Genomic DNA, 21,079 nt, shown 5'->3' with positions numbered 1-21,079 from the left:
GTTTAGACCCATTTAAACGGAAAAACTCACCTTATATTACGGGAAATATTGGTATTTCCCATTATAAGCGGAAAAACTCCGATTATATGGAAGGGAATATTGGTATTTCCCAGCAAAGCTAAAAAACTCATCTTATATTGTGGGAAATATAGCTATCTTCCATTAGTAAGCGGAATATTTCCGTTTATTTTTCAAACACTTAGTAGGATAGATTAAATTGAGTTGGGACAGTTTAATAAAGAGTTCAAAAAGTGGCAGAGGTGAAATGGCCTATGATTTCAAGGAGACACCTTTTATTTAATCTAACCATCCTTATCATTCCCTGGATGTCGTTATTTTTTATTGGAAAACGAAGTCTTCAGCGTTATACGTTAACGGGCGTTTTCATCGTGGTGTTTGAGATTTTTAATCATATTTACGGCCATAAACGAAAATGGTGGAAGTTTTATGAAAAGCGGGCTTCTTTCATAAGGGATGAGCTGCCTTTTAGTGTCGGGCCCTATATGCCTTTATCCATGTGGCTTCTTAAAATATCGTATGGAAACTTTAAGAAATTCATTATTCTGAATGCAGTGGCGGATTCGATCTTTGCATTCTATTTTATTGATGTCTTGAAAAAGCTAAAGATCATTCGATTAAATCGCCTGAATCACTTCCAGTTTTTTATTTACCTCCACTTTAAAGCATACTTGATGTATGCATTCCAGTACCTGTTTGACAAAATCAGGGGAACCGGAAATCAACAAACCTCACTTTAAAGCCTAACTAACTGCCAGGATATACTCCTGGCTTTTGGTATGCCTATTATCCAACGCTCATTGAGACAGCCAATGAAAAGGAGCGGGTCCAAACAACAAGCCTTCCTGTTTGACATGAAACCCTTTTCATCATATACACTTGGAAATAGGATTTATACTAATGCATTGAAAGCAGGGAAGTTACATGACAGAAAAAAGTTTAATTTTTTTCGATATCGACGGGACATTGCTCACACATGAAAAGAAGCTGCCATTGTCCACCAAGGAAGCGATTAAAGAACTTAAAGACCGTGGGCATATTGTAGCAATTGCCACCGGACGGGCACCGTTTATGTTCAAGGACCTGCGGGACGAGCTGGATATACATACTTTTGTCAGTTATAACGGTTCTTATGTGGTTCTGAACGGGGAAGTGATTTACACCAATCCGCTAAACACACATTCATTGGAAAAATTAACTGAGATAGCTGTCCAGAATGAACACCCGGTTGTTTTTATGGACCATGAAGATATGAAAGCGAATGTTCCAGAGCACAACTATATCACAGAAAGCATCAGCACCTTAAAGATTCCACAGTTCCCTGCGCATGATCCTCAATATTACGTGGATCGGGAATTGTATCAGAGCCTCCTTTTCTGCCAGGAAGGGGAAGAAAAACAGTACGAAGAGCAGTTTAGCGACTTTGATTTTATAAGATGGCATCCCGTCTCTGTTGATATTATCCCGGGAGGAGGGTCCAAAGCCAAGGGAATTGAAAAATTAGTGAAACAAATGGGTGTCAATGAAGAACAAATCTATGCCTTTGGTGATGGATTGAATGACTTGGAAATGCTCTCGACGATCCAAAATAGTGTCGCGATGGGGAATGGAGTGGAAGTAGTAAAGGAAGCTGCTAAGCATGTGACCAAATCGGTTGAAGAAGATGGGATTCTTCACGGCCTTCGAATGGTAGGCCTTTTGTAACTTCTCCCGATTTTCCATAAAAAAACACTGAATTCAGAAAACAGGTATACGAAAATGATCCTGTATGATATAGTAAGGAACAATTACATATCGTGTAAGAGTTGGTGCCAAGCTGCGGTTTGGCTTAAAAGGGAAGAACGGTGAAAATCCGTCGCTGTCCCGCAACTGTAAATCGGAGTGACTCGCATATGCCACTGTCTTTGGACGGGAAGGCGCGGGAAGCGTTGATGATGAGCCAGGAGACCTGCCAATTCCCAGTACACACCAGATACCTACGTGGAAATAGGCGGTGAACTTTATTTGTACGACATGCGAGTTATGAGTTTGTTGCTTCAATTTTAAAAGCATACACCTAACTTGAATGTAGAGCCATTTCCGATTGAGGAAATGGCTTTTTTGTATTTGGACATATGTAAAATCAGTTTAAGGAGGAACAGGAAATGAAGGTCGTTAGCACTGTCACTGGCTATCCCTATATTGGAGAGAACCGGGAGTGGAAACGCTGTGTGGAATCATTTTGGAAGGGTCACCTTACAGAGAAGCAGTTTCTTTCCGATATGAAGGAGATGCGCTTGAATCACTTAAGGCGCCAGCAGTCACTGGGTTTGGAGTTTTTAACAGTTGGCGATTTCACTCTGTATGACCGCATGCTTGACCACGCGGCGATGTTTGGAATGGTTCCAGCCCGCTATGGATGGTCAGGGGGAAAGCTGGACCTGGCTTCCTATTACAAAATGGCGAGGGGAGCCAGTGATGCTGTCGCCAGTGAAATGACGAAGTGGTTTAATACGAATTACCATTACATTGTCCCCGAGTATGAGGGGAAACCTCTTCGGTTAACAAACAACTACCTTCTGGATTATTTTCTGGAAGCGAAGGAAGAACTGGGATTAGTCACAAAGCCTGCCATCATTGGTCCATTTACGTTTGTCCAGCTCTCCAAAGGCTACGATGAATTATCGAAAGCCTCGTTTTATCTCAAGCTCCTGCCCCTGTATGCGCAAGTATTGCAGGAGCTGTCGGACGCAGGAGCAGAGTGGGTTCAGGTGGAAGAGCCGGCATTGGTCCTTTCCCTGACTCCTGATGATGTAAAGCTGGTGCAATTCATTTACAGGCAGCTGGCACAGGAAGTTCCTTCTGTCAAAATCATGCTGCAAACCTATTTCGAAGGATTGTCTTGTTTTGAAGAACTCTCCCGGATGCCGGTCGCCGGCATTGGCCTGGATTTTGCGAACGGCCGTAAGAAGAATATGGCCGCCCTGACCAAACATGGCTTTCCCCAGAAAAAGGTCCTGGGTATCGGCTTTGTTAACGGTCGCGATATCTGGAGAGCCAATTTGGCAGAACTGGCATTGGAAACAAAGGCTGTCCTTAGCCTAAGCGGTGTAAATGAAGCCTGGATCCAGTCTTCATGCAGCCTTCAGCATGTTCCTGTTACAGTGAAACCGGAAAGCGGCCTTGACCCAGTATTGAAAAATGCCCTGTCATTTGCAGATGAAAAGATTAGTGAGATCACCCAGTTGGCGTCCTATGTACGAGATGAAAGCTGGGAAGGAAACAAGAGCGTCTCGGAAAGCATCCTCGCCGCCCAGGAGCTTGCTCAGCACAAGGCAAGGAAAAATATACATGTGAGAGAACTGGTCTCCAGCGTGAAGCCGCAGGATTACAGGCGGCCTTTAGCCTTCAAGGAACGTCAGCCTCTGCAGCAAAAACTTCTGGAACTGCCGGATTTTCCGACCACCACAATTGGCAGCTTCCCTCAGTCCGCTGAGGTGAAACGTATGCGCAAAGCATGGCGCACTCAGGAAATTACAGATGAAGCCTATGCCGCGTTTGTGAAAAAAGAATCTGCCCGCTGGATTGAGGTCCAGGAAGAAATCGGCTTGGATGTGTTGGTACATGGAGAGTTTGAGCGTACAGACATGGTTGAATATTTTGCTGAAAAGCTTAGCGGTTTTGCATTTACCAATAATGGCTGGGTAGTCTCCTATGGTTCCCGCTGTGTAAAGCCTCCGGTTATCTATGGGGATGTCCAATGGACGGCACCGATGACCGTAAAGGAAGTTGCCGAGGCCCAGGCATTGACGGCAAAGCCTGTAAAAGGAATGCTTACGGGCCCGGTTACGATATTAAATTGGTCGTTTGTCCGTAATGACCTGACTAAGGCCCAGGTAGCCTCCCAGATTGCCCTTGCCCTTAGAGAGGAGATTTCTGCCCTGGAGGACGCAGGGATTTCGATTATCCAGGTGGACGAGCCGGCATTAAGGGAAGGCCTGCCATTAAGGAAGGAAAACTGGGAGAATTACCTGACATGGGGAGTTCAATCATTCAGACTGGCAACGAGCAGCGTAAAAAATGAAACGCAAATTCATACCCACATGTGTTACTGTGATTTCAATGACTTTATAGAGCCCATCACGGCACTTGATGCTGACGTCATTTCCATTGAAACATCCAGAAGCCATGGCGAATTGATTCAATCTCTAAAAATAAACCCATATAAACTGGGGATTGGACTGGGAGTCTATGATATTCATAGCCCCCGGGTGCCAAGTATTGAAGAAATCAATTCCATCCTGAATGATAGTTTGAAAGTCATCCCCAAAGAGCAATTCTGGGTGAATCCGGATTGCGGCCTGAAGACGCGGAAGGAAGAAGAAACGATTGCTTCCCTTAAAAATATGGTAGAAGCAGCCCGCAAGCTGCGCCAGAAGCAAGAGCAAATGGTTTAACAAAATGTGAGAATGTTTCCTTTTTAAAAAGTTTCAGAAAGTTCCTTGACATTCCATTCATATATGGATAGAGTAATAGTTAACTTAATAATACTCTTATCCAGAGAGGCGGAGGGACTGGCCCTGCGATGCCTCAGCAACAGACTGTAAAGAACTGTGCTAATTCCAGAAGCGTAAAGCTTGAAGATAAGAAGAGCCATKACCATATCGCCAACAACCTCTTCTTGCTTTGCAGGAAGAGGTTTTTTTATTTGGCCCTACATATGGATTTACAAGAAGAAAGAGGGAATGTACCATGTCAATCACGTTAACAAAAGCACCATTCAGAGCCGATCATGTAGGAAGTCTGCTAAGACCAGCGCACTTGCTGGAAGCGAGGACAAGCTTCAACAAGGGAGAAATAAGTGCAGGACAGCTGAGGGAGATCGAGCTTGCTGAAGTTAGGAGAATCGTAGACAAGCAGATTGAAGTTGGATTAAAGGCCGTAACAGATGGCGAGTTCAGACGGAACTGGTGGCACACGGACTTCATGGAGAACCTGCTTGGCATGGAAGGATACACGCCTGAGAAGGGGTACCAGTTCAGCAAATTGGAAACAGACAAGCATGATGTGCGTGCGATCAATCGAGTGAGGTTCAACCCTGATCACCCGTTCATCCAGCATGCAAAGGACTTGGTTGAAATAGTGGGGGACAGGGCGGTTGCCAAAGTAACAATCCCCAGCCCGAACCAGTTTTTCAATGCGGGGATCATCAATCCGGAAATCTACACCGATTGGGAAGAATTTGCGAAAGATATCATTGAGGCCTACCGGCTTACCATTAAAGCATTTTATGAAGCGGGAGTGCGTTATCTTCAGATTGATGATGTCTATATTGCCGGCCTTTCTGCGCCATCCCTTCCATTCAGCGACGCCCAGTTTTCACGTGAATACCTGATTGACCTTGCCTTGCGAGTCGTAAATGGCGCTTTAGAGGGCAAGCCTGAAGATTTGTACGTAACGACTCACATTTGCCGAGGAAACTACAGATCAGACTATGCGTTCGCCGGCAGCTATGACATAATTGCACCAACCCTGCTGGCAAGGGAAAAAGTCGATGGATTCTTCCTCGAATTTGACGATGAGCGTTCAGGAACCTTCGAGCCTTTACGTTTTATCCCAAATGGCGAAGAAGCGCCACGGGTCGTACTTGGGGTGTTCACCTCCAAGTTTCCAGAACTGGAAGACAAGAACGCAATCAAGGAGAGAATCAAGGAAGCTTCCCAATTCATCCCACTCGAGCAGCTGTGCATCAGCCCGCAGTGCGGCTTCGCTTCCACCCACCACGGAAACAACCTGTCAGAAGAAGAGCAGTGGGAAAAATTGAAGCTGATTGTGGAAGTCGCGAAAGAAGTATGGGATTATTAATAGAAATAAAAAAAGGGTGCTGCGGCATCCTTTTTTTTATTATTGGCGCTTGTGTAGGAATGTTGTTGTGATTCGGACTCGGCAGCAAGAAAAGCACGGGCTTAAGTCCGAAAGTCGCCTTGATTCGGACTCGGCAGCAAGAAAAGCACGGGCTTAAGTCCGAAAGTTGCCCAGATTCGGACTCGCCGGGAAGAAAAGCAGTGGCTCGAGTCCGAAAGTCGCCCAGATTCGGACTCGCCGGGAAGAAAAGCAGTGGCTCGAGTCCGAAAGTCGCCCAGATTCGGACTCGCCGCCAAAAAAAGTATCAGCTCATGCTATTCCATCCTGCTTAAATCCAAATATTGAACACTCTTCCCGTCGCGATCGAACTGAACCGTCAATTTGTTTTTATTTAGAAGATAAATGAACTGTTCGCACGAGGCGCTCTCATAGCAAGTTACTTTTTTTACCTCGTTAGGGTACCCATACAGATCGAGAACCTTGCTTTTCTCTTTCGCAACAGAAGTCATTTTTAAAAATTCAGGGTAAGCTTGCAAGCCGAAAACCGAGCCGTTATTCATATTGAAGTTGACCCGCACCCCTGCACCGTGCTTTTGATAATAAAGCGACCTGACATTCAGGTAATCCTCTGTTTTAATTGGTTTGCCAAACTGCTTGAGAAGCTGATTGTACGAAGAGCCCACGGTGATTCCATTTATATGGAGCGGTTTTTCCGTAAGGACATAGGCATCCTTGATTCCGTTCTTTTCAAGGATTTGTTTTTGTTTCTCCGCATTAGCCTTATTTGAAAATACTCCGGCCTGGATACGATAAAAAGGCTTGCCATTGATTACTTTTTTTACGGTAACCACGTCGATGCTTATCTTTTTCAAAGCTGCTGCCTGTTTATCGGCGTTCGCCTTCTGTGCAAAGGAACCGCCGACCACAATATACAATGTGTCATTTTGGTTCAAGCCCGGTATGAGCAATTTTTTACCGGCATAAATGGTATTGGTTGTCAGGAGATTATAATCTTTTAACTCCTGGACAGACAGGTTGTATTTTCTTGATAGGCTGTACAGTGTATCTCCTTTCTTGATAGTGATTGAATGGTCATTGGCAGAACCAGCACCAGCTCCAAAGAACAATAAGGAAACCATCAGCAAAGCACTAAAAGCCAGTTGTGTAAAATATTTAAATTTTTTCACTTTTATCACCTCATAATCACAGACGTGTCAGATTCTCAAGCGTTGCATCATGATGAGCCCGATTTGCAAAGTTAGAAGAAATGGGCTTTCATGGTGTATGAATCCAGAGGCATGAGGCATTTTATTTGCTAAGTGCTGATAATCTGATTTAGATTAGGAACCATAAACTCATCAGAAGGAGACTGCAATTAATGGACCGTGAAGCAAAAAAACAGGAAATACTGGAAGCTTTTCAATTTAGGCATGCGACAAAGGAATTTGATCCCGATAAAAAGATTTCGAATGAAGATTTCAACTTTATTTTGGAGGCGGCAAGGCTGTCACCGAGTTCTGTCGGTTATGAGCCGTGGAAGTTTATCGTTGTCCAAAACAAGGAATTGCGTGAAAAACTGCGTGAGGTATCATGGGGTGCCCAAGGGCAGCTGCCAACCGCCAGCCATTTTGTCCTGGTACTGGCACGTACGGTCAAGGATACAAAATACGATAGTGATTATGTTAAGAACCAAATGCTGAATGTAAAGCAAATTCCGGAGGATATCTTTGCCCAAATGCTGGTAAGGTATAAAGAGTTTCAGGAAGAGGACCTTAACCTGTTTGAGAGTGATAGGGCGATTTTTGACTGGGCTTGCAAACAAACGTACATCGCGCTTGGGAATATGATGACGGCAGCGGCTTTAATTGGAATCGACTCCTGTCCAATCGAAGGTTTCGATTTTGAAAAAGTAAACTCCCTTCTTGAGGAAGAAGGACTATTGGAAGATGGCCATCTAGCCTTATCGGTCATGGCAGCATTTGGCTACCGGGCTAGGGAGCCAAGGCCAAAAACAAGAAAACCTATGAAAGATATTGTTCAGTGGGTTAAATAATCTAAAGGGCACTCATCCGGAGAGGATGAATGTCCTTTTTACTTTTAGCCGTTCAGCAGGCAGTGAAACAGAAACACAACTCTTCGTTTGTTTAGACACCCAGATATTTCGGGACTGGAAATATTTTTGTTTTGTGGTATGATGTCAATATCATACAATTTAGGGAGCGGACAAAATGGAAGTATGGAAGCGGAATTTACTTGTTCTTTGGTTTGGCGTCTTTTTTACTTCTGCGAGTTTTTCAATGGTCATTCCCTTTCTCCCGATTTTTTTGCCGGAGATTGGAGTTACCGACCATATTGAATTGTGGTCAGGCCTGTTGTTCAGTGCAGCTTTCTTTGCCGGTGCGATTGCTTCTCCGTTTTGGGGGCGGGTGGCAGACAAGTATGGCAGAAAGCCAATGATCATCAGGGCAGGGCTTTTTTTATTCATCATTTACCTTCTGACGGCGTTTGTCACCAACCAGTATCAACTGCTTGCCTTGAGAATTTCGCAGGGGCTTTTGACAGGATTCATTCCGGGCGCGATTGCTTTGGTGGGGACCAATACTCCGGGAACAAAGGTTGGATATGCCTTGTCGATGATTTCCACCGCGTCGGCTTCCGGGGGAATCATCGGGCCGCTGATTGGCGGAGTGGTTGCCCAGCTGGTGGGAAACCGGATGGCCTTTGGCAGCGCTGGAATCATCGTTCTGCTATCGACCATCCTGATCATCCTGTTTGTAAAAGAAGAGAACTTTAAGCCCAGTAAGGAACCGGGTTCAGTGAAAAACGACCTGAAAATCGCTTGGCGCAACAAACCGTTTATGCTGGTATTGCTGCTGACGGTCATCACTGCGAGCTCCATTCTCACCATTGAACCAATTTTGCCGCTGTACATCATGGAATTGGGCAGCTCGACTGGTAAAGCGGTAATGGTTGCTGGCCTTGTGTTTGCGCTGCCGGGGATTGCCAGTACGATGTTTGCGCCTATATGGGGAAAATGGGCAGATAATGTTGGCTTCCACCGGGTTCTTTTCATCGGCTTGCTGGGCGGCGGGATTGGAACATTTGCCCAGATTATGTTCGCCCATATCATTGGTTTTTCAATCAGCCGATTTGTTTTTGGCATCTTTTTCTGTGCGGTGTTCCCGGCATTGAATGGCCTGGTTGTCAAATTCACAGCGGAGGATTTCCGCGGCAGGGCCTTCAGTCTTAATCAGACGGCTACCCAAATTGGGGGAATGACAGGGCCGCTGATTGGCGGAGTAATCGGGGGATTTTTCCCTGCAGAATTCGTTTTTGGTGCAACAGGTATCATGCTCCTTGGTGCCGCCATCTTTGTTTACTGGAAGGAACAGGCACTAAGGCCGGTTAAACAGGTTAAAAAAAGCGGAAGGGCCCTGGCCTCGCAATAGACTTTCCAAAAAAGCTGAGACCGCAATTTGCGGTCTTTTTTATTGTTAAAAAGCATGACGTTTTTCTGCCAACAAGTGAGGGAAGACTTATTAATAAGCACAAGAACCGCCCCAAGCGCACGGAAGGAGATTGGTCATGGAGAACTATGAAATTACTGACATGATTATTGATGATGAGATGGGTATTGAAGAGTACGCAACCACAGATTTCAAACAGCATGGCAAGAATTACCGCATTACGTTTAAAAAAGCCGATTTGGAGCTGGTTAACGCCTGGGTTTTTGATGACGGAACATCATTGCCGGCCGATTTATCGGATGCCATGATTGAATCCTTGCGAGAAGATATAAAAAACCGAATCTAAAATCATTCAATAACAGCCTCTGTGAAAACAGCCATATTATGGAAAGGGGATTGCCGCCAGGCAATCCCTTTCATTTTTTATCTGCCAAAAATAGTGCCCTGGCCTATTTTTCTTTACAAATCCTTCTGGTCGACGTTCAACTCAATCAGGTTTCCATCTGGGTCGGCGCAGAAAATCTGGGCAAATCCGCTTACGCTATCTGGCTTTTTTAAGACTTCCACTCCGTGTTTCTCCAGCCATGCCAGTGCCTCGTGGTAGTTGTCAACTCGCAGGGCAAAATGGCCTTCCCGGCTGCCAACCTTCTTGTCCTGCCGAAGAGTTTGGGAAGAAGGGAGGACAATCAAGTGCAGCTGCTGCTGCCCGACTTTATACCATGCTCCGGGAAACCCAAAGGCCGGGCGCTCGATTTCCTCAAGGCAAAGCACATCTCCATAAAATTTCTTGGCCCTCTCCAAATCTGTCACGTTTAAGCTGACATGATGCAGTTCCTTATATGTAATCAAGCTTTCCACCTCCAATTTGTATCCATATAAAATATAGCATATTTCAGAAAGGACATTGAGGAAAAATAGGTGCAAAACAAAACAGGACGATACCTTATTCTGGACCGTCCCGATCATCTAAATTCTATAATTCTACTTCTGTCTTTTTTCGTATTGGCTTTGGTTCCTGAAATTTGCTGCTTTCTCTCGCTCGGCATCTTTCTGAAAAGCTTCCATTGCCTTCACGTATAGCAAATTCATGGTTTTCACCCCCATAGTGTGCCCTCTTTATTCCCCTGATTCCCTGTGTGTGTGTTGTAAAACATTTTTCTTCTTTCCAAAAATAGCGATTTTTTTAAAAGAGAAAAATATTTTAATAGCCAAACCGTTTTCCCCGATGTAAAATAAATTGAAAAAATAACCATCCATTTTGATTGCGGGAGGAATTCACGTCTAAAAGGGATTACAGCTTATTTCATTTGTTCCTTCAACCAAACGATCTGTTAGATACAGCTTTAAAATTGCCAAAATTCAAACTACTAAAAGGGTGATAAAGTTGAAAATGGATGCGACAGAAAGGCCCATCAAAGAACCGACGATTTTTAATCATATTGGAAATAAAATTACGACGGAAGACCGGGAAATCAGGATCGTCGTTAAAATGGAAGAGCCGCTGATCGTGGTGCTCGCCAATGTCCTAAGCGATGATGAATGCGATGAGCTTATCTCTTTGTCGCAAAGTAAATTGCAGCGTTCGAGAATTGGGAGTTCACGTGAAGTGGATGATCTCCGGAGCAGCTCAAGCATGTTTTTTGATGAAGGAGAAAATGAACTCGTGGCGAGAATTGAGAGAAGAGTTTCGCAGGTCATGGGAATCCCTGCTGCACATGGCGAAGGACTGCAAATTCTCAACTATCAGGCTGGCCAGGAGTATAAGGCCCATTTCGATTTTTTCAAATCAGCAGGACATGGAGCCAGCAATCCAAGAATCAGCACGCTTGTCATGTATTTGAATGATGTCGAGGAGGGCGGAGAAACGTATTTTCCAAAGCTAAACTTATCTGTCTCGCCCCATAAGGGAATGGCAGTGTACTTCGAGTATTTTTACGATAACTCTTCTCTAAACGAGCTCACCTTGCACGGGGGTGCTCCCGTCATTATTGGTGATAAGTGGGCGGCCACACAGTGGATGAGAAGGAAAGTGGTTAAATAATATAAAAGCGGACCCGTACACCTGTCGAGGGACCACTTTAAAGCCGGCTACTGTGTAACCGGCTTTTTTACATACAAATGAAATTCACAGAAAAAAACAACTATTTTCCTATTTTTTCTATTGCAATATAAAATTGGAAAGTTTTTTCCCTATTATGATATTATAAACTGGATAATATTGTTTTATATATTAAACAAAAGTCTATCATATTAGGAGTTATATAAATGAAATTTAACCTGGCAATATATGGAGCTATCTTCGCTTTGCTGCTTTTGATAGGGGCTCCATTTTTCTTTTGGTACCTAAAACCAGCTGTGCCGATGGGTGTAGCTGTTATCGATAAAACCGTACCCAATGCTGACTACAGGGAGCATAATGGACTTTTTTGGGTACTGGAGCACCATAAAATCACCAACATGGATGGCGAGCCATATGAGAAGGACAAAGATTATTATGGTTACCAGCCTGATGAATTCAGCGGCGACCTGGAGTTTTGGCCTCCGGCTCCCCCTGACTTGATTTATCTGGCCGATACGTACGGAGTGTACAGTGAGGATGTAAACGAAAACTCTCGCGGCGACCGCTCCAGTCTCCTTTACGGAGGGCTGACGGAACAGGAATGGGAAGCCATCCTTCAAGCCAGGGCAAAGGATACTGTACTTTTGATGGAATTCAACTCCATTGCCTCCCCGACAAAAAACTCTGTAAGGAAATCGGTTGAAGAGAGCATGTCCTTTGAATGGAGCGGCTGGATTGGCCGGTACTTCCCGGACATGCAGGATCGTGAAATTCCTTCATGGCTGATAAACAATTATCAGGACCAATATCAGCAGCAGTGGAAATTTGAAGGTGAAGGAATTGTTTTTGTCGACGAAAATGACAAGGTGGTGGTTCTCGATAGCGGTGATTTCGACGGCGAGGTCTACTTCCAATGGACGAAGGAGGGCCGGAACCATTATCCCTATGCCAGGAACAGCTCCTATGGATATTGGTTTGATATTGTGGAACCAAACTCTGGTGCAATCGTGGAAGCGAATTATCACGTGAACCTAAAGGACAATGGACGGCAGATTTTAAAGGACCATGGCTTGCCAGGAAAGTTTCCAGCGGTGATTCATCACCCTCAAAACCGCACCTATTATTTTGCTGGTGATTATGCCGATGTTGAGACCACCAGCTGGCCGAAATGGGTCATGCCGAATGTGTTTTATGAAATGATGGCGTTTATAGAACCGAAGGAAGCCTTTTTTTGGAGCAGTTATTTTCCAATGATGACGCAGATATTGCAGGAAATCGAACAAAAAGACAAATAGCGGCCTTTTGAGGTAAAGGGCGAATCCAGAAAAAAAGTATTGCAATAAGGTAGTGATGTGATTGAAAGCAATGGAAAAATACCAGCGTTTATTCCTGGACCAGAATCAACAGCGACTGAGAAATTGGCTGACTGGTGAGGAGGACGTTTCTGAAAAAGAGTTGTACCAGTTTCTTCATATGGTAAAGGGAACCGGTGCACAGATTGGGCTTGGCAATTGGGCAAGCATTGCGGAAAAATTGGAACAGGAAGTCGATCCAGATGGAATGAAAATCTGGCCGAAAACCACCTTGTACCATTTCTTGCAGCCTTTTATCGTCCTTTTGGATGCCGATAGTGTGGATGAAGAAAGCAAATACGAATGGGTGGATTCTCAGGCTGAGGAAAGACAGCAGGAAAAGCCTTTAATATTTGTTATAGATGATGATGTCGTCCTGCTTCAATATGTAAGGGAGCAGCTGGAGCAAGAAGGTTTCATGGTCATGCTTGCAACAAGCTACAAAGACAAAACAGTCCAGCATTTTTATCGCTGGAAGCCTGACTGCATCCTGATTGATGTCCATCTGCCCGAGAAGGATGGATTTCATATCCTCGATATGCTGGAGCAGCAGGCGGATGCCTATCATGTACCGGTTTTCATGATGAGCGGCCATGACAGCGCAGAACAAAGGATGAAGGTTTTCCAGTCAGCAGATGCCTTCGTGAAAAAGCCCATCAATATGGAGGAGATGATTATCCGGTTAAAGCGGGTGATTGCGAGGAGAAAAAAGATGCTGGAGCTTATTTTGACCGATTCCTTAACAGGGGCATTTAATCACAGATATGCCTTGAATGAAATCAGCCGGAGGCTCGACTTGCAGCGGGATAATCAGGAAAGCTTTTGTCTTGGAGCTATCGATATCAATGGCTTTCGATCTATTAATGAGCAGCATGGATACCTAAAAGGCAATCAGCTGCTGCAGCACATGTACGATTATATCCAGGAACAGATAAAGACTTATGATGTGATTGTCCGATTTGAAGCAGACTCCTTTCTTATCCTCTTTTCTCATACTGCCCTGCAGGAAGCGAAGAGGATACTGGAAAAAATGATAGACGGATTCCCAGAGATGGTCCGGGAAAAAGCGGGCAAGGAAATGGAAGCTACCGTCTCCGCCAGCCTAATCGAAATCCAGCATCCTGATGTTTCCCCAAAAGAATGCATAAGGAAGCTCGACTCGACTATCCATGGCGGTACTGAAAGAAAGCCTGGCCAGCTGCACATTATCAAATGGGGAGAGCAGGTTAGGAAAAAAATAGTCAGGCTTGCCGTAATCGATGATGATCCCATCATTTGCAGAATGCTGGAAGCCCAGCTGTCGGATTTGGGAGGCGCCGACTTTGAAACGGAACTCCGGACATATGGAAACGGGGAGCAGTTTTTTGCCGATCCCTGGCATAAGGAACATGACCAATATCTTTTGATTTTGGATGGAGTCATGCCGCGAATGGATGGCCTCGAAGTGATCAAAAAACTCCGGAGCAGCGCCGACAAACGAAAATACACCATTATGATGCTTACGAACAGAAGAGGTGAGCAGGATGTTGCGACCGCCATCCAGCAGGGGGCCGATGATTATTTAAAAAAGCCTTTTGGAATGGAAGAATTGCGGGCCAGGATCAAAAGGCTGATAAGGGGCAGCTCATGAATGTAATCCTATATGTAATTACAATTGTCTGTCTCTATCTATTAGCAGTAGTTGGTACGATATTTATTGCTCTTTATGGGGCAAAGGTACGGAGGCATAAATATAGCGAGAAAAAAATCAGAATGATACGCAAGCACCAAAAAGGAATTGACATGTTTTTCGAAACCGGGGTTCCTCCCAGTGAAATCGTGCCAAAAACAATGCTGGAGCAGGAAGTGCTGGAAGAAGAATTCGCCCGCCGTCTGAAAAATGAAGACCTGCTGCTTAAAAACATACAGCCTTTCATTCGCGAACATTTCCTTGTCAGCTATCGAAAAAGGCTGAATCATTCACGTCCGGAAGTAAGGATGAAAAGTATGGTTTATATCGGGCTTTTTAAGCTAACCGAATTGGAGAAGGAAATCAACTCCCTGTTAAACAGGAAAGAAATCTCAAAGCAGGAAAAGTACCAGGTCTATTTTACGCTTGCCTCGTTATCAAGCAGACAGGTTCTTGAGATGCTTCAATCTGGCAAGGGAGAGCTGCCGCTTTTTGTCCGCCGGGGAATCATGGAAATCTTCCTGGCTGAATCAGATGCTTCGCCTGTCATCCGCGAATTTCACCTTTATCCCCTTGAAATTCAGGAGTGCATCCTGGATGTGCTGCAGAATATGCATGTTCGGAATGAGGAGTATCTGAACTTGCTGGAAGAGCTGATACAGGACAGGCAAGTCATGTCCCTGGAAGAGTATCTGGAACTCCGGATCCGGATTTGGAAGGGGATTGCGAACTTCGGCTATTTCCCTAAAACCTCCCTTATCCTGGATTCCGTCCCAAGCGCAATAGCGGTGCCGGAACGAATTATGCTAGCAAGGTCGATGGGCAGCATCCGGAGCAAAGAGTTTCTGCCTTACCTTGAAACAATGCTCGGCGACTCATCCTACCTGGTGAGAAACGAGAGTGCAAAATCCATTATACAGTACCCGGAAGGAATGAAATCTTTGAACAGAATTGCTGCCTATCACCCCGACCGGTTTGCCCGTGACATAGCGGGTGAATGGCTGGAAAGGAGCCGCAAGGATGCATAGTCTTTCAGAATGGGGCAATGTTTTTTTTCTTGCCATGAATCTCGTTGTCATCGTGTTCATCCTTTTTGTTTTTGCCTTTTATTTGGCTCTTTTCCTAATATCCGCCAAAAAGTTGAACAAGGAACGCGGGCTGGACTCCATCCTGTACTATCAAAGCCTTGAGACTTCGGCACACACCCTTCCGCTTTCCATCATTGTCCCGGCGTACAATGAAGAGGCCGGGATTGTCGGCAGTGTCCGCTCCCTTGTTGGCGGGATGCAATATCCGCTCTATGAAGTCATTGTTGTGAACGATGGTTCAAAGGATCAAACATTGAATAAAATGATCGAAGAATTCAGCATGGCTGAAATGAACCGAAAGGTGATTCATAGGAAAGGAAGTTTAGGTTCAAAAACAGTAAAAGCGGTCTACCAATCTGCCATTTATCCCAATCTATTTTTAATTGATAAGGATAATGGGGGAAAAGCGGATGCGCTTAATGCGGGAATCAATCTTTCCAAGTATCCTTATTTTGTTTCGCTTGATGGAGATACGGTCCTCGACTACTCCGCCTTCATCAGAATCATTAAGCCGATCCTGGAAGCAAGCCCTGGAGAGGAAATCATCGCTTCCGGAGGCACGGTCGCCATCGCGAATGACTGCCATATAGAACGGGGAGAATTGAAGGCAGAGGATATCGTCCTTTCCCGGAAGCCGGTCGTCATCATGCAGGTGATCGAATACATGCGCGCTTTTCTGCTGGGCCGGATAGGCCTGAGCCAGTACAATCTCCTGCTGATTATATCAGGAGCGTTTGGGGTATTCAAAACCGATTGGGTCGTAAGGGCAGGGGGCTATAAAGTTGATACAGTCGGCGAAGACATGGAGCTGGTCGTAAGGCTCCATCGGATGATCAGGGAAGAAAAGAGCAAAGCCCGGATCGTCTATACACCGGACCCGGTCTGTTATACAGAAGCGCCTGAAGAGCTTAAAATCCTCCATCGCCAGCGTACAAGGTGGCATCGGGGCACCTTCGAGTCCTTGTGGGCGCATCGTAAAATGATGCTGAATCCAAGGTACGGAGGAATCGGGATGATTTCGATGCCTTATTTCCTGTTTGTTGAACTTCTCGGTCCGGTCATCGAATTGCTTGGCTATTTAGCCGTAATCATTGGGTTCATCCTTGGGGGAGTGTATATCAAGTTTGCTCTTCTTCTCTTTATTCTGACCTTCCTGTACGGATCGTTTTTGTCAATCGGTGCGGTATTGCTGGAAGAGTGGCTGATTAAACGCTATCCGAAGCCCCGGGACCTGACCAGGCTGATGCTGTATGCCTTGTCCGAGTCTTTCTGGTACCGTCCGATCATGACCATCTGGAGATTTCAGGGGCTGATTCAGGCTATCAGGGGGAAGAAGCATGGGTGGGGAGAAATGACCCGAAAAGGGGTTTCCTCCTAAAATGGAGAGGAGGATGCAAGCATTGGCCATTGTTTTGGGAATCGCCATACTTTCGCTGTCCTTCAGCGGAAAGAAGGAATATCCGCTGGCCACCTGGCTTTGGGACACCGAACTAATCCAGCATTCACCCAATGAAGTGCTGGCCTTTTTAAAAAACCAGCAGGTGAAAGCTTTATACTTGCAAGTTGACCCTGATCTGGATAAAGCCACTTACCAAACGTTCATCCAAAAAGCAGACGAGGCCAATATCCATGTCCATGCACTCGGTGGCGAGCCTTCGTGGGCCCAGGTACAGCATCGTGTACATTATCGGGAATGGCAGCAGTGGATTAAGGATTATCAAGCGAGCTGCTCCCATTCTTCACAGGAGTTTGCGGGTATCCATCTCGATGTAGAGCCATATCTTCTTCCTGGCTGGACAAGTGAGGAATCGGGATGGAAGGAAGGTTACCAGAGTCTCATAAAGGAAGCGTCTGACTTTTCAAATGAAACTGGACTCTTACTTGGAGTGGATATTCCCTTTTGGTGGGATGAAATTGCGTTTGAAAATCAATATGGCAAGGGATTTTTGGCAAAATGGGTGATGGAACATACCGATTTTGTCACAATCATGGCTTACAGAAATTACGCCAAAGGAAGCAATGGGATGATCGAAATTACATCATCCGAACTAAAGTGGGCAAAGGAGCTTGGGAAACCAGTTTCGATTGCAGTGGAAACATTGCCCCAAGAGGAGATGCATACGACATTTTTATCTTTGGGCCTGAAGGAAATGCAATCACAGCTTAACCTGTTCCTTCGGCATGTTCGCCATGAATCGGAATTCGGAGGTTTTGCCATCCATGATTTATCCGGATGGATGAGACTGGCAGATAAAAAATCATGAAATAACACTGGAGATAACATCAACAACAGAAGGAGATTATAGATGGCAAAGAAACTATTGATTGCTGAAGACGAAGAAGTTCTGCGCATGCTGATTACTGATACGCTCGAGGATGAGGGATATGATATCGATGAAGCCTGTGATGGCGAAGAAGCATACCATCTGATCGAGGATAATGAATATGATCTAGTCATCCTCGATTACATGATGCCGCAGATGACCGGACTTGAGGTGATTGAAAAAATCAGGCAGCATGAGGACGACAGTAAGAAAAAGGTCAAGATCCTTATGCTTTCGGCCAAAAGCCAAAAGCTTGACCAGGACAGAGTTATGACGGCAGGGGCAGACCATTTTATCTCCAAGCCCTTCAGTCCACTCGCCCTTCTTGAGAAAATCGGGGATATTTTAGATGAATAAAAGCTCCGTAAAAAAAACAATCAGGATGAACATTGCTTTCATCTTGATCCTGCTGATCGGCATCATGGGATTGCGCTGGTACCAGGTGCAGCTGAAAAGCACCTATGATCGCCAGCTGGATGTGCTTACGGAAAGAATGGATATCGTACAAACAATAGAATCCTTATTTGACGACACTTTTTACCAGGGCCGCAGTTATCTCGCCTTTGAAATACAGAGGTTTTTGGCCAAAATTGATAAAAACGGGGATTTGCTCGATTCCGAAATATCCAGAATGGAGACAAGATGGATTGGGGAAGACGTCCTTGTCCGGGAAGTAAGATCGTTTAAGAACTGGTATTATACTGACTATCTTCCTTTGCTTGTCAGGTACAAGCAGGAAAACAACCAGGCAGGCATCCAGCAGGCAGCACTTGACCAGGGCGGAGTGGAAAGAGTCGATGCCTTCCTAAGCATTCTTACCCGGGAATATGGGCAGCTTAGCCGGGAGCGGGAAGAGCTGCAGGCAGAAAAAGAGGATAAAACCGAAAATAGCCAATTGGTTTTCTTTGTTTTCATTATAGTGATTATTATGATCTTTTTAGTTATATTCAGGCTGTTTGTCCGTCAGCTGGCGCTTCCTTTGCAAGACCTGGCTGATACGGCTTCACAAATCAGCAAGGGTGCCTATATTGACTCGTTTAACTATACAAAGCGCAATGATGAGGTAGGCATTCTTTCCCGCTCATTGGAAAAGATGGTCCAAAAACTCCAGAGCAGCGAAACGGAGCTGATGAACCAAAACGAAGAACTTTTTGTACAGCAGGAAGAACTGACAAGCCAGCAGCGAAGGCTTGAGGAGGCATTTCAAAAATCAAGGGAAAACGAAGAATTGCTTAGCCGCCGGAACCAGTTTATCAACGGACTCATCAACACCCTCGACAGGAAGGAATTGCTTGACAGCATCATCGACAGCATGGTTCATTTTACGAAATCCACAAAGGGTCTGATTGTCCTGCTGGACGAGCATAAAAGCAGAGCATCCCATGGCCTGAATGATCAAGAAATACAGCAGTTCCTGGACAGCATAGATGATAGTGCGGGGATCACCAAAATGAGGAGGACCCTGGAGCCATTTGTGGTCAGGCGTGAAAGCACGCCGGGAGAGCGCGGCTATGTAACAGAGCCTTATTCTAGCTATGACCTGACACTGCCCATTTTCCTAAAAGACAGCGAGCTCGCTGCTGTCCTGATGGTTACAAGGCTTGGCCACGAATTCAGCGATAAGGAAGTAAAAGGATTTGACGGTTTTTGCAAACAAATATCCTTATCCCTTGAGAAGCTGAATTTGTATCAGGAGTCGGAAAACAGCCGCAAGATGGTCCAGAACATCCTTAACTCCATTCATGAAGGCATTCAGCTGGTCAATGAGGAAGGCGAGCTGTTACATGTGAACGATAAGCTCAAGGAAATCCTTGGCCTGGAAAACCAGACGCTTCTCCGTGGCTCCTCCAAGGATTGGATGGGGCAGTTGAAGGAAAAGGCGGAACATCCGGATCAGCTGGCAGCTTTCCTCCAATCTTCAATACATGGGGAACAGCAGGATGAATCCTTCATTTTCCAATTAAAAACAACACCTGCACGGATGGTCCAGCTTTATGCCCAGACTTTGTACAGGGATGGGAAGAAATCTGGCACAATTTTTGAGTACCACGATATTACCAAACAATATGAAGTCGACCAAATGAAATCGGAATTTGTCAGTACGGTAAGCCATGAATTAAGAACGCCGCTATCCAGTGTGCTCGGATTCACCGAGCTGATGCTGAATAAGGAACTGAAACCTGAAAGGCAGAGGAAATACTTGCTGACCATCTCGCAGGAGGCCAAGCGTTTAACGTCTTTAATTAATGATTTCCTTGATGTCCAGAAGATGGAGTCCGGAAAGCAGACCTATCATAAAGATTATTGCGATCTTCAAAGTATTGTGGAGGATGTTGTCAGAACCCAAAGGGTCAATACCGACAAACATGAATTTGTCGTGAATATTCAGGCCGAAGATCTTACCGTTTTAGGTGACCAGGATAAGCTCATCCAAGTGTTCGGGAACTTGTTGAGCAATGCGGTAAAGTACTCGCCAAACGGTGGCAAAATCATCGTAAATATTAGGGAGGAACATTCAAGGGTCGCGGTTGATATCATTGACGAAGGGCTTGGCATTCCGGCTGAAGCGATCCCGAACCTGTTTACAAAGTTTTATCGGATTGATAATTCGGACCGCCGGAAAATTGGCGGGACCGGACTCGGGCTTTCCATCGTCAAGGAAATTATTAAGGCCCATGATGGCGATGTTCAAGTGAGGTCGGAACCAGGAGCAGGAAGTACATTTACCATCAGGCTTCCGCTTGTTATTGACCAAAGCAGCGATAGTGAGGGTGAGCCTGAGGAGAAGGGGGAATCACAGGCCCATATTATTCTTGTCGAGGATGATCTCAGCCTTGCCAGCCTGTTAAAGGAGGAGTTGAAGGATAATGGATTTTTCGTTACCCATTATACAGACGGAGAAATGGCTATTGAAAACATCCTGGATAAACTCCCAGATGCTGTGGTCGTTGATATTATGCTGGAAAACAGCATCGACGGCTGGAGCATCATTAAAAGGCTGAAAGCCGACCCCAAAACCGAAAATATCCCTATCTTCATTTCGACAGCGATTGATGAACAAGAAAAGGGCCATTACTTCGGGGCAGAAGGGTACCTGACCAAGCCTTTCCAACTCAGCCGGCTTTCCAATTATATTCTCCAAGTCCTGCTCGAAAACGAGCGTGAAGGGCAGATTATGCTGCCGAATTCCGAAAAGGATGAAAGCTGACTAGAAAAACAGATAAATAGATTCATAAGGAAAGCTATCCTCCCAGTGAC

General features: G+C 45.3%; 17 protein-coding genes and 2 riboswitches. Of the genes, 15 read left to right on the top strand and 2 right to left on the bottom strand.

The window, feature by feature from the left end; translation table 11 throughout:
* Positions 1-272 precede the first annotated feature (272 nt).
* The 4 genes from ADU22_RS17370 to ADU22_RS17355 all read left to right on the top strand — a co-directional run bounded on the left by ADU22_RS17370 (position 273) and on the right by ADU22_RS17355 (position 5,862).
* Positions 273-758 carry a hypothetical protein gene (locus ADU22_RS17370; protein WP_053363292.1) on the top strand — a complete coding sequence of 162 codons (486 nt, stop codon included), beginning with the start codon at positions 273-275 and terminating at the stop codon, positions 756-758.
* Between the two features lie 184 nt (positions 759-942).
* Complete coding sequence (locus tag ADU22_RS17365; RefSeq protein WP_053363291.1) at positions 943-1,722, top strand: Cof-type HAD-IIB family hydrolase; 780 nt, start codon at positions 943-945, stop codon at positions 1,720-1,722.
* A gap of 85 nt (positions 1,723-1,807) precedes the next feature.
* Positions 1,808-1,988, top strand: a riboswitch (cobalamin riboswitch).
* Between the two features lie 174 nt (positions 1,989-2,162).
* On the top strand, positions 2,163-4,454 hold the full coding sequence (gene metE / locus ADU22_RS17360; protein WP_053363290.1) for a 5-methyltetrahydropteroyltriglutamate--homocysteine S-methyltransferase: 2,292 nt from the start codon (positions 2,163-2,165) through the stop codon (positions 4,452-4,454).
* Positions 4,455-4,547: 93 nt separating this feature from the next.
* A riboswitch (SAM riboswitch) is annotated at positions 4,548-4,647 on the top strand.
* A gap of 102 nt (positions 4,648-4,749) precedes the next feature.
* Positions 4,750-5,862: a 5-methyltetrahydropteroyltriglutamate--homocysteine S-methyltransferase gene (locus ADU22_RS17355; protein WP_053363289.1), complete on the top strand. Its 1,113-nt coding sequence runs from the start codon at positions 4,750-4,752 to the stop codon at positions 5,860-5,862.
* Positions 5,863-6,176: 314 nt separating this feature from the next.
* On the opposite strand, the gene ADU22_RS17350 is transcribed toward ADU22_RS17355, so the two are convergent.
* On the bottom strand, positions 6,177-7,049 hold the full coding sequence (locus tag ADU22_RS17350; RefSeq protein ID WP_053363288.1) for a LysM peptidoglycan-binding domain-containing protein: 873 nt from the start codon (positions 7,047-7,049) through the stop codon (positions 6,177-6,179).
* 191 nt (positions 7,050-7,240) lie between these two features.
* On the opposite strand from ADU22_RS17350, the gene ADU22_RS17345 reads away from it, so the two are divergent.
* From ADU22_RS17345 to ADU22_RS17335, 3 genes are all read left to right on the top strand, one after another.
* The gene (locus ADU22_RS17345) at positions 7,241-7,915 is read left to right on the top strand and encodes an NAD(P)H-dependent oxidoreductase (protein WP_053363287.1); all 675 of its coding nucleotides are present in this window, start codon (positions 7,241-7,243) and stop codon (positions 7,913-7,915) included.
* Between the two features lie 175 nt (positions 7,916-8,090).
* Positions 8,091-9,311, top strand: coding sequence for an MFS transporter (locus tag ADU22_RS17340; protein WP_053363286.1), 1,221 nt, complete (start codon positions 8,091-8,093; stop codon positions 9,309-9,311).
* A gap of 136 nt (positions 9,312-9,447) precedes the next feature.
* Positions 9,448-9,675 (top strand): hypothetical protein, encoded by a 228-nt coding sequence (locus tag ADU22_RS17335; protein ID WP_053363285.1) that lies wholly within the window; start codon positions 9,448-9,450, stop codon positions 9,673-9,675.
* A gap of 113 nt (positions 9,676-9,788) precedes the next feature.
* Here the strand turns inward: ADU22_RS17335 and ADU22_RS17330 are convergent, their stop codons facing one another.
* Positions 9,789-10,178, bottom strand: coding sequence for a VOC family protein (locus ADU22_RS17330; RefSeq protein WP_053364628.1), 390 nt, complete (start codon positions 10,176-10,178; stop codon positions 9,789-9,791).
* Between the two features lie 541 nt (positions 10,179-10,719).
* On the opposite strand from ADU22_RS17330, the gene ADU22_RS17325 reads away from it, so the two are divergent.
* The 8 genes from ADU22_RS17325 (at position 10,720) to ADU22_RS17290 (ending at position 21,029) form a co-directional block, all read left to right on the top strand.
* Positions 10,720-11,370, top strand: a complete 651-nt coding sequence (locus ADU22_RS17325; RefSeq protein ID WP_053364627.1) for a 2OG-Fe(II) oxygenase — start codon at positions 10,720-10,722, stop codon at positions 11,368-11,370.
* Positions 11,371-11,594: 224 nt separating this feature from the next.
* Entirely contained in the window at positions 11,595-12,683 is a 1,089-nt protein-coding gene (locus tag ADU22_RS17320; protein WP_053363284.1) for a hypothetical protein, read from the top strand.
* Positions 12,684-12,753: 70 nt separating this feature from the next.
* Positions 12,754-14,370, top strand: a complete 1,617-nt coding sequence (locus ADU22_RS17315; protein WP_231687971.1) for a GGDEF domain-containing response regulator — start codon at positions 12,754-12,756, stop codon at positions 14,368-14,370.
* Positions 14,367-15,437 carry a HEAT repeat domain-containing protein gene (locus tag ADU22_RS17310; protein WP_053363282.1) on the top strand — a complete coding sequence of 357 codons (1,071 nt, stop codon included), beginning with the start codon at positions 14,367-14,369 and terminating at the stop codon, positions 15,435-15,437. The genes ADU22_RS17315 and ADU22_RS17310 overlap by 4 nt, the downstream gene beginning before the upstream one ends.
* Positions 15,430-16,875 carry a glycosyltransferase family 2 protein gene (locus tag ADU22_RS17305; protein ID WP_053363281.1) on the top strand — a complete coding sequence of 482 codons (1,446 nt, stop codon included), beginning with the start codon at positions 15,430-15,432 and terminating at the stop codon, positions 16,873-16,875. The genes ADU22_RS17310 and ADU22_RS17305 overlap by 8 nt, the downstream gene beginning before the upstream one ends.
* Positions 16,876-16,897: 22 nt before the next feature.
* Positions 16,898-17,761 carry a hypothetical protein gene (locus ADU22_RS17300; protein ID WP_053363280.1) on the top strand — a complete coding sequence of 288 codons (864 nt, stop codon included), beginning with the start codon at positions 16,898-16,900 and terminating at the stop codon, positions 17,759-17,761.
* Positions 17,762-17,803: 42 nt separating this feature from the next.
* Complete coding sequence (locus ADU22_RS17295) at positions 17,804-18,178, top strand: response regulator transcription factor (protein ID WP_053363279.1); 375 nt, start codon at positions 17,804-17,806, stop codon at positions 18,176-18,178.
* Positions 18,171-21,029, top strand: coding sequence for an ATP-binding protein (locus ADU22_RS17290; RefSeq protein WP_053363278.1), 2,859 nt, complete (start codon positions 18,171-18,173; stop codon positions 21,027-21,029). Before ADU22_RS17295 ends, ADU22_RS17290 begins: the two co-directional genes overlap by 8 nt.
* Positions 21,030-21,079 lie beyond the last annotated feature (50 nt).

Source organism: Bacillus sp. FJAT-27251 (genome assembly GCF_001273925.1).
Lineage (GTDB): Bacteria > Bacillota > Bacilli > Bacillales > Cytobacillaceae > Mesobacillus_B.
This window is presented reverse-complemented; position numbering and strand designations above follow the sequence as displayed.

Excerpts from the sequence above, each read along its gene's own strand:
- ADU22_RS17370 (WP_053363292.1), top strand. The coding sequence starts at position 273 with ATGATTTCAAGGAGACACCTTTTATTTAATCTAACCATCCTTATCATT.
- ADU22_RS17365 (WP_053363291.1), top strand. The coding sequence starts at position 943 with ATGACAGAAAAAAGTTTAATTTTTTTCGATATCGACGGGACATTGCTC.
- metE (WP_053363290.1), top strand. The coding sequence starts at position 2,163 with ATGAAGGTCGTTAGCACTGTCACTGGCTATCCCTATATTGGAGAGAAC.
- ADU22_RS17355 (WP_053363289.1), top strand. The coding sequence starts at position 4,750 with ATGTCAATCACGTTAACAAAAGCACCATTCAGAGCCGATCATGTAGGA.
- ADU22_RS17345 (WP_053363287.1), top strand. The coding sequence starts at position 7,241 with ATGGACCGTGAAGCAAAAAAACAGGAAATACTGGAAGCTTTTCAATTT.
- ADU22_RS17340 (WP_053363286.1), top strand. The coding sequence starts at position 8,091 with ATGGAAGTATGGAAGCGGAATTTACTTGTTCTTTGGTTTGGCGTCTTT.
- ADU22_RS17335 (WP_053363285.1), top strand. The coding sequence starts at position 9,448 with ATGGAGAACTATGAAATTACTGACATGATTATTGATGATGAGATGGGT.
- ADU22_RS17325 (WP_053364627.1), top strand. The coding sequence starts at position 10,720 with ATGGATGCGACAGAAAGGCCCATCAAAGAACCGACGATTTTTAATCAT.
- ADU22_RS17320 (WP_053363284.1), top strand. The coding sequence starts at position 11,595 with ATGAAATTTAACCTGGCAATATATGGAGCTATCTTCGCTTTGCTGCTT.
- ADU22_RS17315 (WP_231687971.1), top strand. The coding sequence starts at position 12,754 with ATGGAAAAATACCAGCGTTTATTCCTGGACCAGAATCAACAGCGACTG.
- ADU22_RS17310 (WP_053363282.1), top strand. The coding sequence starts at position 14,367 with ATGAATGTAATCCTATATGTAATTACAATTGTCTGTCTCTATCTATTA.
- ADU22_RS17305 (WP_053363281.1), top strand. The coding sequence starts at position 15,430 with ATGCATAGTCTTTCAGAATGGGGCAATGTTTTTTTTCTTGCCATGAAT.
- ADU22_RS17295 (WP_053363279.1), top strand. The coding sequence starts at position 17,804 with ATGGCAAAGAAACTATTGATTGCTGAAGACGAAGAAGTTCTGCGCATG.
- ADU22_RS17290 (WP_053363278.1), top strand. The coding sequence starts at position 18,171 with ATGAATAAAAGCTCCGTAAAAAAAACAATCAGGATGAACATTGCTTTC.